This window comes from Janthinobacterium sp. 67, from assembly GCF_002797895.1.
Classification (GTDB): domain Bacteria; phylum Pseudomonadota; class Gammaproteobacteria; order Burkholderiales; family Burkholderiaceae_D; genus Janthinobacterium.
Map to the genome: position 1 here is coordinate 2,694,326 of NZ_PGES01000001.1, position 13,723 is coordinate 2,708,048.

Sequence of the window (13,723 nt, forward strand, 5' to 3'; positions counted from 1 at the left end):
ATTTACCGGAGACCGACCATGACTGCCGAAAAACTCACCCTGCGGGACCGCCTGGGCTATGCCCAGGATGACGCCAGCCAGAATGACGATGCCGCGCACCAGGGCGCATCGAGCCAGAGCTACCAGCAACTCAAGCACCGCACCCACCAGGCGCTGCTCGACCGCGTCGACCTGGAAAGCATGCAGCGCCTGTCGCGCGAGCAGATCCGCGAAGAGCTGAAGATCCTCGTCAGCGACGTGCTCACGGAAGACAATGTCGTGATCAACGAACTGGAACGGCGCTCGCTGATCCGCGACATCCAGGACGAGGTACTCGGCTTCGGCCCGCTCGAGCCGCTGCTGGCCGATCCCGGCGTATCCGACATCCTCGTCAACACCTACCGCCAGGTGTATGTCGAGCGCCACGGCCGCCTGGAGCTGAGCGACGTCTGCTTCACCGACGACGCGCATTTGATGAAGATCATCGACAAGATCGTCTCGCGCGTGGGCCGGCGCATCGATGAATCGAGCCCCATGGTCGATGCGCGCCTGCCCGACGGTTCGCGCGTCAACGCCATCATCCCGCCGCTGGCCATCGACGGGCCCGTGATGTCGATCCGCCGCTTCTCGGCCCAGCCCCTGCGCCTGGCCGACCTGCTGCTCAAGCACAGCCTGACGGAGGAAATGAGCACCACCCTGCAGGCGCTGGGCAAGGCCAAGGTCAACATCCTGATCTCGGGCGGCACGGGCAGCGGCAAGACCACCATGCTCAATGCGATTTCCGGTTTCATCAGCACGGCCGAGCGCATCGTCACCATCGAGGACGCGGCCGAACTGCAGATGCAGCAGCCGCACGTGGTGCGCCTGGAAACGCGGCCAGCGAACATCGAGGGCAAGGGCGAAGTGACGCAGCGCGCGCTGGTGCGCAACGCGCTGCGCATGCGCCCCGACCGCATCATCCTGGGCGAGGTGCGCGGCGCCGAAGCGCTCGACATGCTGGGCGCCATGAACACGGGCCACGAAGGCTCGATGGCCACCATCCACGCCAACACCCCGCGCGACGCGCTGACGCGGCTGGAAAACATGATCAGCATGGCCTCCGCGGCCCTGCCCGTGAAAGCCATGCGCCAGCAGATCAGTTCGGCCATCAGCGTGGTGGTGCAGGTGTCGCGCCTGACGGACGGCAAGCGCAAGGTCACGTCGATCCAGGAAATCACGGGCATGGAAGGCGAGATGATCACCATGCAGGAAATCTTCACCTTCCGCCAGACGGGCATCGGCGAAGACGGCACGGTACAGGGGCATTTCCATGCCAGCGGCGTGCGGCCGCGTTTCCTCGAACGCCTGCGCGCCTTCGGCATCAGCCTGCCGGAAACCCTGTTCGATCCCGCCCGCCAGTACCATTAAGGGGAGCATCATGGACTATCTCTATTACGTATTCGCCATCCTCACCTTCATCGCCGTGGTACTGCTGATCGAGGGCGTGTACCTGGCGTGGAACACTTCGCGCGGCCCGGAAGCGGAAAGGGTCGCGCGCCGCCTGCGCATCATGTCGGCCGGCGCGCATGGCGACGCGGGCAGCTCGATGATCAAGAAGCGCCTGCTGAGCGACACCCCGGCCCTGCAGCGCGTGCTGCTCAGCGTGCCCCGCGTGCATGCGCTCGACCGCCTGCTCGAGCAGTCTGGCCTGAGCTGGAGCGTGGCCAGCTTCGCCGGCGTGATGCTGGCCACGGCCGGCGCCGCGTTTTTGCTGCTCAGCTACATCAGCGTGCCGTGGCTGCTGCGCCTGCCGCTGGTGGCCGGCGCGGCCTTGCTGCCGCTGCTGGTCGTCTTGCGCGCCAAGGCCAAGCGCCTGCAGCGCATCGAGCAGCAATTGCCCGATGCGCTGGACCTGATGGCGCGCGCCCTGCGCGCCGGCCACGCCTTCCCCACGGCCCTGAAAATGGTCGGCGATGAAATGAACGCGCCGCTGGCCGTGGAATTTCGCGCCACCTTCGACGAAGTCAATTTCGGCATCGCCATGCAGGACGCCCTGATGAACCTGGCCACGCGCGTGCCCAGCACGGACTTGCGCTACTTCGTCATCGCCGTGCTGATCCAGCGCGAAACGGGCGGCAACCTGGCCGAGCTGCTCGACAGCATCAGCCGCATCATCCGCGAGCGCATCAAGCTGCTGGGACAGGTGCGCGTGCTGTCGGCCGAAGGCAAGCTGTCGGCCTGGATCCTGTCGCTGCTGCCCTTCGGCGCGGCGGCCATGATCCACCTGACCAATCCGCAATTCCTGGAAATGCTGTTCGTCGACCCGGGCGGACGCAAGATGCTCGTCGGCGCCCTGGTGATGATGGTGTGCGGCATCCTGGTCATGCGCAATATCATCCGCATCCGCGTCTGAGCCCGCAAGGAGAACTCTCATGAATCCCGTCCATTACGCCTTTCTCGCCCTGCTCTTCATCGCCGTCTTCGGCACCGTGCTGGTGGCCATGCGCAGCTTTGCCCCCGATCCACTGCGCCAGCGCATGGACAACGCCACCGGCAAGAGTGCGGCGGCGCCTGGCGTCTCCGCGCCCAGCCCCTGGCTGGCGCGCATGGTGCGCCTGAGCGGTCCGCTGGCCAAACTGTCGATTCCCGACCAGGGCTGGGAAGGTTCCGTGATGCGCCGGCGCTTCATGAATGCCGGCCTGCGCCAGGCGTCGGCGCCCATCCTGTTCTTTTCCGCCAAGACCATGCTGGCCATCGGCCTGCCCCTGCTGCTGTTCCTGGGACTGAGCGCGTCGGGCAGCCAGGTGGCGGGCAAAGCTCTCTTGTTCTGGCTGCTGATCGTGGCCGCCATCGGCTACTACCTGCCCAATATCGTGCTGGCGCAAATGATCAAGCGGCGCCAGCGCGACATCTTCGAAAGCTTTCCCGATGCGCTGGACTTGATGACGGTGTGCGTGGAAGCGGGCCTGGCCATGGATGCCGCGCTGGCCAGGGTGGCGGCCGAGATCGCCCTGAAAAGCGCCGTGCTGGCCGAGGAATTGCATCTGGTGATGCTGGAACTGCGCGCCGGCAACACCAAGGAGCGGGCGCTGCGCAACCTGGCCCTGCGCACGGGCGTCGAGGATGTCGACGCACTGGTGGCCATGCTGATCCAGGCCGAGCGCTTCGGCACCAGCATCGCCGCCTCGCTGCGGGTGCAGTCGGACCAGCTGCGCACCAAGCGCCGCCAGATGGCCGAGGAAGAAGCGGCGAAGATCGCCCTCAAGCTGCTGTTCCCGCTGATCTTTTTCATCTTTCCTTCGCTGCTGGTCGTCCTGATGGGACCAGCGTTCCTGCAAATCTACCGCGTGCTCCTGCCCAGCATGGGCAGCGGCAGCTGACCGGAGAACCGCCATGTCACAGCACACCACCCTGATGCTCATGCTCGCCTGCGCCGGCCTGCTGCCCGCCTGCGGCCACCTGCCCGGCCCCGCCAGCCAGGGCAACCATGCCGCGCCACCGCAGGCGCGCATCGATGACAGCCCCGCCACCCGCAGCGCCGCTTTCTGCAAGCTGGGCAAGCGCATGCAGGAACTGGGCGACCCGCGCGCGGCAATGGAGGCGTACCGCGAAGCGCTGCTATTGACGCCCGATTCGGCCGATGCCCGCAATGGCGCCGCCGTGCTGCACGCGCAACTGGGCCAGCTGGAAACGGCGCGCGGCATGCTGCAGGCGCTGGCGCAAGAGGCCCCGGCGGCCAGGACCTACAACAACCTCGGCTACGTGCTGTACCTGCAGGGCGATTACGCGCAGGCGGCCAGCGTGTTGCGCCAGTCGCTGCAGCTCGACAACGGCCAGCAGCCGGCGCGCGCCAACCTGGATCTCGCCATTGCGGCGCTGGCGCGCAGCGTAGGAACAGCCGATGCGGTCGACACCGCCGCAGAGGCCATCGCGCCCGACCTGGCGCCGGCACCTGCGCCAGCGGCGCCCGCCAGTCGCTTGCAGCTGACGCAGTTACAGCCGAATATCTTCACGCTGAGCTGGCGCGACGCGCCCGTGGCCGCGCGCACAGCCTTGCCGGCCCCGGCAAAACCGGTGGCGCCGGTGGCAACCCTGCCACGGCTGGAAGTCATCAACGGCAATGGCGCAACGGGGATGGCGGCGCGCATGCGCGGCATGCTGGGCGGCATGGGCATCAGCGTCCTGCGGCTGGGCAACCAGCGGCCATACGTGGTCCGGGCCAGCAGCATCGTCTACCGCCCCGGCCACGCCGAGGCGGCGGCCACACTGGCCCTGGCGCTGGGCGGCATGCCGCAAGTACAGGCATCGGACGACAGCGGCGTCGGCGCGGGCGCCGACCTGCGTATCTTGCTGGGCAAGGATGCGGTAGCCAGCCTGGCGGCGTCAGCGCGGCAGCAGTTGACGGTCGCCGGGATTGAGTAGAAAACCCTGCAGGATGTCCTGCAGCTGCGGCAGCTGCGCCACATAGGCGGGAATGCCCAGCTGGCGCGCGCCGAAGTAGTGGGCGATGATGTCGCCCTGCTGTTCCATGTTGAAGTCGGACAGGACGCCGCCCGCCTGCGCATCGTAGCGGTAGGCGCGTTGCCCGATGTAGCCGCCGCGCAGCGCCAGCAGCACGCCGTGCAGCAGCACGCTGTAGCCGAGCTGGTACTGCCACACGTGCACCATTTCGTGGATGAAGAACAGCTTGCCGCCATTGCCTTCGCGGGAAAAATCGTCGCGGTACTGGGCCGGCATGAAGTGCAGGCTGCCGCGCGGCGTCATGGCCGTGTTCTGGTCCTGCAAGCCGAACGGAAGAAAGGAGCCGCGCACGACGCGCACGCGCGCGTAGTCGATGGCGCCCTGGAAGACGCTGCGGGCCATGGCGGTTTCGCCGATGGTGAGGGGGCGGCGCAAGACTCGCATAAAGAATAGGGAAGAAAGCGCGGCAAGCGGGAAGCCTGCCGCGCGGGTACCGCTTAAACCGAACGCAGGCCGCTGGCAGCTTTCGCGATTTCAGTGATGCGGTCCCAGTTGCCGGCCGCGATCGCGTCTTTCGGCGTCAGCCACGAGCCGCCCACGCAGGCGACGTTTTTCAGCGCCAGGAACTGCGACGCCGTCTCTTGCGAGATGCCGCCCGTCGGGCAGAACGTCACGTCCGGCAGCGGGCCGTAGATCGCGTTAAGCATGCCGATGCCGCCCGCCGGCACGGCCGGGAACAGTTTCAGCTGCTGGAAGCCGTTTTCACGCGCCGCCATCACTTCGCCTGGCGTCATCACGCCTGGCAACAATGGCAGGCCGCTGCTTTTCGCCGCCGCCACCAGGGCGGACGTCAACCCTGGCGACACGCCGAAGACGGCGCCCGCATCGCGCGCCTGCGCGAATTCCTCGGGACGCGTCAGGGTGCCGACGCCGACGATGGCGCCCGGTACTTCCGACATGGCGCGGATCGCTTCCAGGCCGTGCTTGGTGCGCAAGGTTACTTCCAGCACGCGGATGCCGCCCGCCACCAGCGCGCGCGCCAGCGGTACGGCGTGTTCAGGATCGTCGATCGCAATCACGGGGATCACGCTCGAGGTGCGCATAATTTCCAGTAGTGTCATGGTCATCTCTTATTTCCTAGCCAAAAAGTCTTCATCGGAACCCGGTACGGTGTCACCGACATTGTCGGCGTCGTGCAAGGCGACGGTGGTGGGAATCGGCGACGGCAGGCCGAAGGTGGTGGCACCTTCTTCCGCCGCGCTGACGGTGGAACGGAACATGGAAAACAGCTCGCGGCCCATGCCGACGTGGTTCGGCGACAAGTCGGTCGTGACCAGCGAACGGGCATGCCAGACGTCGGCAGGCACCAGCGCCTCGAGCACGCCGGTAAACGCGTCGAGACGGATGATGTCGCCGTCGCGCACGAGACCCAGCGGGCCGCCGGCGAGGATTTCAGGCGATACGTGGATGGCGGCCGGCACCTTGCCCGACGCGCCCGACATGCGGCCATCGGTAACGAGCGCCACGTGGCGGCCCGCATCCTGCAGGTTGGCCAGCGCCGGCGTCAGCGCATGCAGTTCCGGCATGCCATTGGCGCGCGGGCCCTGGAAGCGCAGCACGGCCACGAAGTCGCGGTCCAGCGTACCGGCCTTGTAGGCGGCCATGAATTCTTCCTGCGAATTGAACACCAGGGCTGGCGCTTCGACCGTGCGGTGCTGCGGCTTGACGGCCGAGACCTTCATCACGGCGCGGCCCAGGTTACCGGCGACCAGGACCATGCCGCCGTCCGGCGCGAACGGGTTCGAGGCGGGGCGCAGCACATTCTCGTCGGCGCTGGCGGCCGGTGCATCTTTCCAGAAGACCTTGCCGTCTTCGCCGAGGAACGGTTCCATGCAGTGCGCGCGCAAGCCGTGGCCGAGGATGGTGTTGACGTCTTCGTGCAGCAAGCCCGCGTCCAGCAATTCGCGGATCAGATAACCGGTGCCGCCGGCCGCGTGGAAATGGTTCACGTCGGCGTCGCCGTTCGGGTAGATGCGCGTGAGCATGGGCACGATGGCCGACAGTTCATTGAAATCGTTCCAGTCGATGACGATGCCGGCCGCCTTGGCGATGGCCACCAGGTGCAGGGTGTGGTTGGTCGAACCGCCCGTGGCCAGCAAGCCCACGACGGCGTTGACGATACATTTCTCGTCGACGATATGGCCGACCGGCAGGTAGCTGCCGCTTTGCGCCGTGATGACGGCCGCGCGCTGGGCGGCGGCTTTTGTCAGCGCATCGCGCAGCGGCGTGTTCGGCGTGATGAAGGCGGCGCCCGGCAAGTGCAGGCCCATCACTTCCATCAGCATCTGGTTGCTGTTCGCGGTACCGTAGAAGGTACAGGTGCCGGCGCCGTGGTAGGCTTTCGATTCGCCTTCGAGCAAGTCTTCACGCGTGGCCTTGCCTTGCGCATACAGCTGGCGCACCTTGGCTTTTTCCTGGTTCGACAGGCCCGACGTCATCGGACCGGCCGGCACGAAGACGGCGGGCAAGTGGCCGAAGTGCAGCGCGCCGATCAACAGGCCCGGCACGATCTTGTCGCACACGCCCAGGTACAGGGCGGCGTCGAACATATTGTGCGACAGCGCCACGGCCGTCGACATGGCGATGGTGTCGCGCGAAAACAGCGACAGTTCCATGCCCGGCTGGCCTTGCGTCACGCCATCGCACATGGCGGGCACGCCGCCGGCGAACTGGGCGACGGCGCCCACTTCGCGCACGGCTTGCTTGATGATCTGCGGGAAGCCTTCGAAAGGCTGGTGCGCCGACAGCATGTCGTTGTACGAGGACACGATGGCCACGGACGGCTTCTTGTATTCCTTCAGCGACAATTTGTCGTTGGCGGGAAAGGCGGCAAAGCCGTGCGCCAGGTTGGTGCACGACAGGGCGCCGCGCTGCACGCCTTGGATGCGGGCCGCATCCAGGTGCGCCAGATAGGCGCCGCGCGATGGCCGGCTGCGCGCGATGATGCGCGCTGTTACGGATTCGACTACTGGATGCAGCGCCATATGGATTTCCTTAAAAATGAGTATTTCGTGAAATTTTACTACAAAACGGTGAAGAAGAAGCACTCTTGCATGGGCCGACAACAGAAATAAGCGACGGATTGCGGCGTATCAAGGCAAACCCAGGCCATATCGCGTATCGGCGCCTGCCAACATGGCTCTTATATGTCACTGGCGCAATCGCTAAAAAAAGCACAACAAAATCCGCTTCGCGTCACAAACTGTAGTGAAATTACGTTTTTCTGATGTATTATTCTCATACCAACGCCCGATCCGCTGTTCGCCACGACGAACGCGCCGCGCTCCTTTCAACCGAGACAAGCACCCAAGCCGACCGCCATGCGCCAGCCAGCACCCACTCCCGCCATCACCGCCACCGCCAGTTTCCAGTCCCTGCAAGCGCATAGCGCCAGCCTGCGCGACGTGCATCTGCGCCAGCTGTTCGCGGCCGACCCCGCACGTTTTTCCAGCATGACGGTCGATGCGGCCGGCCTGCTGCTCGATTACTCGAAGAACAGGGTCGACGCCACCGCCATGCGCCTGCTGATGGACCTGGCACGCGAGCGCGGCGTGGAAGCGCAGCGCGAAGCCATGTTCACTGGCGAGAAAATCAATCTTACCGAACATCGGGCCGTTCTGCATACCGCTTTGCGCGCGCCGCGCGGCACCAGGCTGGTCGTCGATGGCCAGGATATCGATGCCGACGTGCAAGATGTGCTGCAACGCGTCAAGACGTTTACGGACAAGGTGCGCAATGGCAGCTGGCTCGGCTACACGGGCAAGCCGATTTGCGACATCGTCAACATCGGCATCGGCGGCTCGGACCTGGGTCCGAAAATGGCGTGCCTGGCCCTGCGCTCCTACGCCAACCCGGGCCTGGAAATGCATTTCGTTTCCAACGTCGACGGCCACGACATGGAAGCGACATTGTCCAGGGTCGATCCGGAAACGACCTTGTTCATCGTGGCATCGAAAACTTTCGTTACGGCTGAAACCATGCTCAACGCCAACACGGCGCGCGCCTGGTTCCTGCTCGAAGGCGAAGAAAGCGACTTGGCCAAGCACTTCGTGGCTGTCTCGACCAACACGCAAGCCATCGTCGACTTCGGCATTTCACCGGACAATATGTTCCCGTTCTGGGACTGGGTCGGCGGCCGCTATTCCGTCTGGTCGTCGATCGGCCTGGCCGTGGCCCTGTCCGTGGGCTTTGAATACTTCAGCGATTTCCTCGCCGGCGCGCATGCGATGGACCAGCATTTCCGCCAGGCGCCGCTGGAACAGAACATGCCCGTCGTGCTGGCCATGGTCGGTTTCTGGAACCGCCAGTTCCTCGACTGCGGCTCCGTTTCCATCGCGCCGTATCACCAGGACTTGAGCCGCTTTGCCGCCTATCTGCAACAGCTGGACATGGAAAGCAACGGCAAGCGCGTCACCAAGGATGGCGTGCCCGTCGATGTGCCGACCGGCCCCGTCATCTGGGGCGATTGCGGCACGAATGCGCAGCATGCGTATTTCCAGCTGCTGCACCAGGGCACGGACATCACGCCCATCGATTTCATCGCCGCCCTGCGCGCCACGCACGATTTGCCGGGCCACCACGACGCTCTGCTGGCCAACTGCTTCGCCCAGTCGGAAGCCTTCATGACGGGCAAGACGGGCGAGGAAGTGCGTCTTGACTTGCAGGCGCAAGGCTTGCCGGACAGCGAGATCGAAGCGCTGGTGCCGCACAAGACTTTCCCAGGCAACCGCCCCAGCAACACCATTTTGATGGATCAGCTGACCCCGACCACCCTGGGCGCCCTGATCGCGCTGTACGAACACAAAACCTTCGTGCAAGGCGTCCTGTGGAACGTCAACAGTTTCGACCAGTGGGGCGTGGAACTGGGCAAGGTGCTCGCCAAGAAAATCCAGGCCGAACTGACGGGCGAAGCCCGTCCCGACCACCACGACAGCTCGACCAATGGCTTGATTGCCCTGGCGAAAGCCGCCAAGGCGGCGTACTAACTTAATTGAGGTTTATGAATATTTACGAAATCAAAGTAGTGAGCGACAAGCCCATGCAAGTGGGCGAATGCCCGCTATGGCATGGCAAGGAAGCGGCCCTGTACTGGGTCGATATCGATGGCCGCGCCGTGCACCGCTTGCACCCGGCCAGCGGCAAGCATGAGCAATGGAGCATGCCGACGGAACCGTCAGCGCTGGCCATCAATGCGGGCGGCGGCCTGATCGTGGCCTTGCGCAGCGGCTTTGCCCACCTCGACACGAAGACGGGCAGCCTGGCGGAAATCGCCCCGGCGCCTTTCGACATGGCCACCACGCGCTTCAACGATGGCAAGGTCGACCCGGCAGGCCGTTTCTGGGTCGGCACGATTTTCGAACCGCGCAACGCTGACGCTGCAGAGATGTTTGTGCTGGAAAAGGGACAAGTGCGCAAGGTCTGGTCGGGCGGCATGACCGTGTCGAATGGCCTGGGCTTCAGCCCGGACAAGCGCACCATGTACCACTCGGACACCACCACGCACCGCATCGACCGCTTCGATTTCGATGCGGCCTCGGGGGCCATTTCCGCGCCGCAACCGTTCCAGCGTTTTTCCACGGACAAGAAAGCGTTTGATTACGGCGGGCGCCCAGATGGCGCGGCCGTTGACAGCGAAGGCAATTACTGGTCGGCCATGTTTGAAGGCGGCAAGATCTTGCGCTTCGCACCCGATGGCCATCTGCTGGGCGAAATCAGCGTGCCCGTGCGCTGCCCCACCATGGTGACGTTCGGCGGGCCCGACCTGCGCACCCTGTACATCACCAGCGCCAGCCACAACCGTTCGGCTGCGGAGATCGCCGACTACCCGTTGACGGGCCACGTGCTGTCCGTGCGCGTGGACGTGGCGGGCCAGCCGGAAACAGCTTACCAGGCGTAATCCTTGCCAGTCACGTAGGTCGGATTAGCGGGGCAAAGCCCTGCGTAATCCGACACCATTGTTGAGCGTGGCGGCGTCGGATTACGCGCAGCTTCGCTGCGCTAATCCGACCTACCGGACTGCCCGTGCCCAGAGACGTGGCGGACCGGCCGTAATCGTTTGCCAGCAAGAAAAAGCGCCGGCACCCGCAAGGGTCAGGCGCTTTTTCTTGTGCAACGGCGTAGGTCGGATTAGCGGGACGAAGGCCCGCGTAATCCGACACCATTGTTGACCGTAGCGGTGTCGAATTACCGCGACAATACCTTGCGGATCGTCTCGGCCAGTTCAGCCGCCACAAACTTGGCCACATAGCCATCGGCGCCCACGCCCTTGACGTGGTCTTCGTTGGTCGAACCCGTCAGCGACGAATGGATCACCACGGGGATGTTGGAGAAACGGCCATCGTTCTTGATGTTGCGCGTCAAGGTAAAGCCATCCATTTCCGGCATTTCCAGGTCGGTCAGCACCAGCGCGACCTTGTCTTTCGCCGTCTTGCCTTCCGTCGCCGCCTGGGCCGAGATCGCCTGCAGGCGTTCCCATGCTTCCTTGCCCGTCTTGGTCATGATGAAAGGCACGCCCATCGCTTCGAGACCCTTTTCGATCAGCGAGCGGGCCAGCGAGGAATCGTCGGCCGCGAGGATCACGGCGCCGGCCGGCAAGCGCACTTGCGGGCCGATGCTGTTCTCGTCCACGTCCGGGTCGCCCGACGGCAGCACATTGCGCAGGATTTGCTCCACGTCCAGCACTTGCGCCAGGCGCGTCTTGTCCGTGTCGCCATCGAGGCGCGCGATGCTGGTGACGAGGCCGCCACCGACACTCGATTCGGCCGACAGCACCTGGTTCCATTCCAAGCGCACGATTTCATCGACCTCTTCCACGGCAAACGCCTGTGTCGAGCGGGCAAATTCGGTCACCATCAGGATCTTCAAGCCGCTGCTCTTGCAGCCGACCGCCATCGGCAAGTCGATCACGGGCACGATCTGGCCACGGATATTGACCACGCCCAGCATGTGCGGGTGCGAACCGGCCACGGCCGTGATGGCCGGCATTTCCATGATTTCGCGGACTTTGAACACATTGATGCCGAACAGTTCGCGGCTGGTCGAGTGATCGCTGGTGCCCAGCTTGAACAGGAACAGTTCGAATTTGTTATTGCCCGTCAGGCTGGTGCGTTCATCGACATCTTGCTGCATTGAATTCATTGTGTCCCCTTGAGCCGTCTTGTAAAGTTAAGTCGCCTGCCCCTGATGCTGCGGACAGTGCGGACTGCACGTCGCACGGACGTCGGATGGCGGGTTCGGGGCATGGCCGGCGCTAGCGGTGCAGTGTGTATCGTGCAATTTCATACAACCAATAGTTGCTATCGATTCGAGCTTGAATTATACGGTTTTTTACTTTCCTCAAAGCTACTTTACGCTGCCAACGGCGATACTGGCAGCATTTCTTGATTTGCCTGTTGCTACAGCGCAAATGATGATGGAGAGAACTAGAAATTTCCCTGGCAACCATGGTTGCTTTGAAAAGCCATGTGACAAGCACGACGCTGCGCCAGCGCCGGTGAACGGCATATAATGGCCATGCCGGCATCGCTGGCAGGCATAGCGGGCAAAATGGCGACGGCAGCGGCTGGAATGTAGTAAAATTTCTTGCAATTGCCTGTTCTACGTAGTAAATTTACACCATCGATTATAGTAGCGACAGACTGGCACTTCCGGTCGGTTTCCTCCCCGCTCCGGCCCTTTTACTTTTGCGACGACACTCACTTATGGCACTTACCGATTTTGACCTGGTCCTGTTTGGCGGCAGCGGCGATTTAGCAATGCGCAAGTTGTTGCCTGCAATGTATGCGCGCGACGTCGCGAACGATTTGCCGCCGACGGCGCGCATCATCTGTGTGGGCCGCCAGGACAGCGGCCAGGATGCTTTCCTGAAAATGGTGGAAACCAACTCGCGCCCGCATATCAAGGCCAGCACCCTGAATGCCGCCACCTGGAGCAAATTCTGCGCGCGCATCGTGTACGTGTCGCTCAACGCCAGCGATGCGGCCACGTATGCCCCACTGGTCGAAGCGCTGCGCGGCGATGCCGACCTGACGCGCGTGTACTACCTGGCGACGCCGCCCCATCTGTTCGCCCTGATCTGCGACAACCTGGAAGACAACGGCCTGGTGACGCCGAACTCGCGCGTGGTGCTGGAAAAACCGCTGGGCCGCGACCTGGCCAGCGCCAAGCAGATCAACGCCGAAGTGGGCAAGGTCTTCCAGGAATCGCAGATCTACCGTATCGACCATTACCTGGGCAAGGAAACCGTGCAGAACTTGCTGGCCCTGCGCTTCGGCAACATCCTGTTCGAACCGCTGTGGCGCCGCGAATGGATTTCCGACGTGCAGATCACCATCGCCGAGAAACTGGGCGTAGGCAACCGCATGGGTTACTACGACACCTCGGGCGCGCTGCGCGACATGCTGCAAAACCACTTGCTGCAACTGCTGTGCATCGTCGCCATGGAGCCGCCGACTTCGATCGCGCCGGACGCCGTGCGCGATGAAAAGCTGCAAGTGCTGCGCTCGCTGAAAAAATTCACGCCCACCACCCTGGCGCAAAACATCGTGCGCGGCCAGTACCGTGCCGGCCACGTGGACGGCGCCACCGTGCCGAGCTACCGCGACGAGCCCGATGCGCCGGAACATTCGCGCACCGAGACCTTCGTTGCCCTGAAGGCCGAAATCGACACCTGGCGCTGGGCCGGCGTGCCGTTCTACCTGCGCACGGGCAAGCGCATGGCCGACAGCCTGGCCGAGATCGTCGTGCGCTTCAAGCAGATTCCGCACTCGATCTTCAACCAGCCGACGTCGAGCTTCCAGCCGAACTGCCTGGTGATCCGTCTGCAGCCGGACGAAGGCCTGCGCATGAATCTGATGGCGAAGACCCCGGGCGACGGCATGCGCTTGAAACCGGCGGAACTGGAACTCGATTTCCGCGAATCGTTCAAGACCCCGCGCATGGACGCCTACGAGCGTTTGCTGCTCGACGTGCTGCGCGGCCAGCTGACCCTGTTCATGCGCGGCGACGAACTGGAAGCGGCCTGGGAATGGGTCGAACCGATTCTCGACAGCTGGGAACAGAACGACAGCGCGCCGATTCCGTACACGGCCGGCACCTGGGGCCCGGCGGCCGCCAGCGCCCTGATCGGCCGCGATGGCTTGCAGTGGCGTGAAGAAGCATTACCCGAGGATTAACAGGCAAGACAAGGGCCTGCCCGCAGATGGGCAGGCCCTTTACCTGTCATCCCCACACTCCTGAACACCTA

11 protein-coding genes are annotated in these 13,723 nt (G+C 64.0%); 7 read left to right on the top strand and 4 right to left on the bottom strand.

The genetic code is table 11. The features are described from left to right. Positions 1 to 18 precede the first annotated feature (18 nt). The 4 genes from CLU90_RS12075 to CLU90_RS12090 are packed head-to-tail and all read left to right on the top strand — an operon-like array spanning position 19 to position 4,380. Positions 19 to 1,386, top strand: a complete 1,368-nt coding sequence (locus CLU90_RS12075) for a CpaF family protein (RefSeq protein WP_092710913.1) — start codon at positions 19 to 21, stop codon at positions 1,384 to 1,386. Positions 1,387 to 1,396: 10 nt separating this feature from the next. After that, on the top strand, positions 1,397 to 2,371 hold the full coding sequence (locus CLU90_RS12080; protein ID WP_092710916.1) for a type II secretion system F family protein: 975 nt from the start codon (positions 1,397 to 1,399) through the stop codon (positions 2,369 to 2,371). Positions 2,372 to 2,390: 19 nt separating this feature from the next. Further along, entirely contained in the window at positions 2,391 to 3,338 is a 948-nt protein-coding gene (locus CLU90_RS12085) for a type II secretion system F family protein (protein ID WP_100428029.1), read from the top strand. A 13-nt stretch (positions 3,339 to 3,351) separates the two neighbouring features. Next, positions 3,352 to 4,380, top strand: a complete 1,029-nt coding sequence (locus CLU90_RS12090; protein WP_100428030.1) for a LytR C-terminal domain-containing protein — start codon at positions 3,352 to 3,354, stop codon at positions 4,378 to 4,380. Here the strand turns inward: CLU90_RS12090 and CLU90_RS12095 are convergent. The 3 genes from CLU90_RS12095 to edd all read right to left on the bottom strand — a co-directional run bounded on the left by CLU90_RS12095 (position 4,342) and on the right by edd (position 7,463). After that, positions 4,342 to 4,854 carry a type IV secretion protein Rhs gene (locus tag CLU90_RS12095; protein ID WP_100428031.1) on the bottom strand — a complete coding sequence of 171 codons (513 nt, stop codon included), beginning with the start codon at positions 4,852 to 4,854 and terminating at the stop codon, positions 4,342 to 4,344. The genes CLU90_RS12090 and CLU90_RS12095 overlap by 39 nt on opposite strands. A gap of 62 nt (positions 4,855 to 4,916) precedes the next feature. Beyond that, on the bottom strand, positions 4,917 to 5,546 hold the full coding sequence (locus CLU90_RS12100; RefSeq protein WP_092710928.1) for a bifunctional 4-hydroxy-2-oxoglutarate aldolase/2-dehydro-3-deoxy-phosphogluconate aldolase: 630 nt from the start codon (positions 5,544 to 5,546) through the stop codon (positions 4,917 to 4,919). A gap of 3 nt (positions 5,547 to 5,549) precedes the next feature. Continuing rightward, complete coding sequence (gene edd / locus CLU90_RS12105; protein ID WP_100428032.1) at positions 5,550 to 7,463, bottom strand: phosphogluconate dehydratase; 1,914 nt, start codon at positions 7,461 to 7,463, stop codon at positions 5,550 to 5,552. Positions 7,464 to 7,799: 336 nt separating this feature from the next. Between edd and pgi the strand changes: the two genes are divergently transcribed. Together pgi and CLU90_RS12115 are read left to right on the top strand one after the other, a co-directional pair. After that, a complete protein-coding gene (pgi, locus tag CLU90_RS12110; RefSeq protein ID WP_100428033.1) occupies positions 7,800 to 9,464 on the top strand; it encodes a glucose-6-phosphate isomerase in 1,665 nt (554 codons plus the stop codon). 14 nt (positions 9,465 to 9,478) lie between these two features. Then, entirely contained in the window at positions 9,479 to 10,375 is an 897-nt protein-coding gene (locus tag CLU90_RS12115; protein ID WP_092710937.1) for an SMP-30/gluconolactonase/LRE family protein, read from the top strand. A gap of 287 nt (positions 10,376 to 10,662) precedes the next feature. Here the strand turns inward: CLU90_RS12115 and CLU90_RS12120 are convergent, their stop codons facing one another. After that, positions 10,663 to 11,616 (bottom strand): chemotaxis protein, encoded by a 954-nt coding sequence (locus CLU90_RS12120; protein WP_034750860.1) that lies wholly within the window; start codon positions 11,614 to 11,616, stop codon positions 10,663 to 10,665. A 563-nt stretch (positions 11,617 to 12,179) separates the two neighbouring features. Between CLU90_RS12120 and zwf the strand changes: the two genes are divergently transcribed. Continuing rightward, entirely contained in the window at positions 12,180 to 13,652 is a 1,473-nt protein-coding gene (zwf, locus tag CLU90_RS12125; RefSeq protein WP_046685898.1) for a glucose-6-phosphate dehydrogenase, read from the top strand. Positions 13,653 to 13,723: the final 71 nt, after the last annotated feature.

What these genes read in the sequence shown, in the direction of transcription:
- CLU90_RS12075 (WP_092710913.1), top strand. Translation starts at nt 19, where the DNA reads ATGACTGCCGAAAAACTCACCCTGCGGGACCGCCTGGGCTATGCCCAG.
- CLU90_RS12080 (WP_092710916.1), top strand. Translation starts at nt 1,397, where the DNA reads ATGGACTATCTCTATTACGTATTCGCCATCCTCACCTTCATCGCCGTG.
- CLU90_RS12085 (WP_100428029.1), top strand. Translation starts at nt 2,391, where the DNA reads ATGAATCCCGTCCATTACGCCTTTCTCGCCCTGCTCTTCATCGCCGTC.
- CLU90_RS12090 (WP_100428030.1), top strand. Translation starts at nt 3,352, where the DNA reads ATGTCACAGCACACCACCCTGATGCTCATGCTCGCCTGCGCCGGCCTG.
- CLU90_RS12100 (WP_092710928.1), bottom strand. Translation starts at nt 5,546, where the DNA reads ATGACCATGACACTACTGGAAATTATGCGCACCTCGAGCGTGATCCCC.
- edd (WP_100428032.1), bottom strand. Translation starts at nt 7,463, where the DNA reads ATGGCGCTGCATCCAGTAGTCGAATCCGTAACAGCGCGCATCATCGCG.
- pgi (WP_100428033.1), top strand. Translation starts at nt 7,800, where the DNA reads ATGCGCCAGCCAGCACCCACTCCCGCCATCACCGCCACCGCCAGTTTC.
- CLU90_RS12115 (WP_092710937.1), top strand. Translation starts at nt 9,479, where the DNA reads ATGAATATTTACGAAATCAAAGTAGTGAGCGACAAGCCCATGCAAGTG.
- CLU90_RS12120 (WP_034750860.1), bottom strand. Translation starts at nt 11,616, where the DNA reads ATGAATTCAATGCAGCAAGATGTCGATGAACGCACCAGCCTGACGGGC.
- zwf (WP_046685898.1), top strand. Translation starts at nt 12,180, where the DNA reads ATGGCACTTACCGATTTTGACCTGGTCCTGTTTGGCGGCAGCGGCGAT.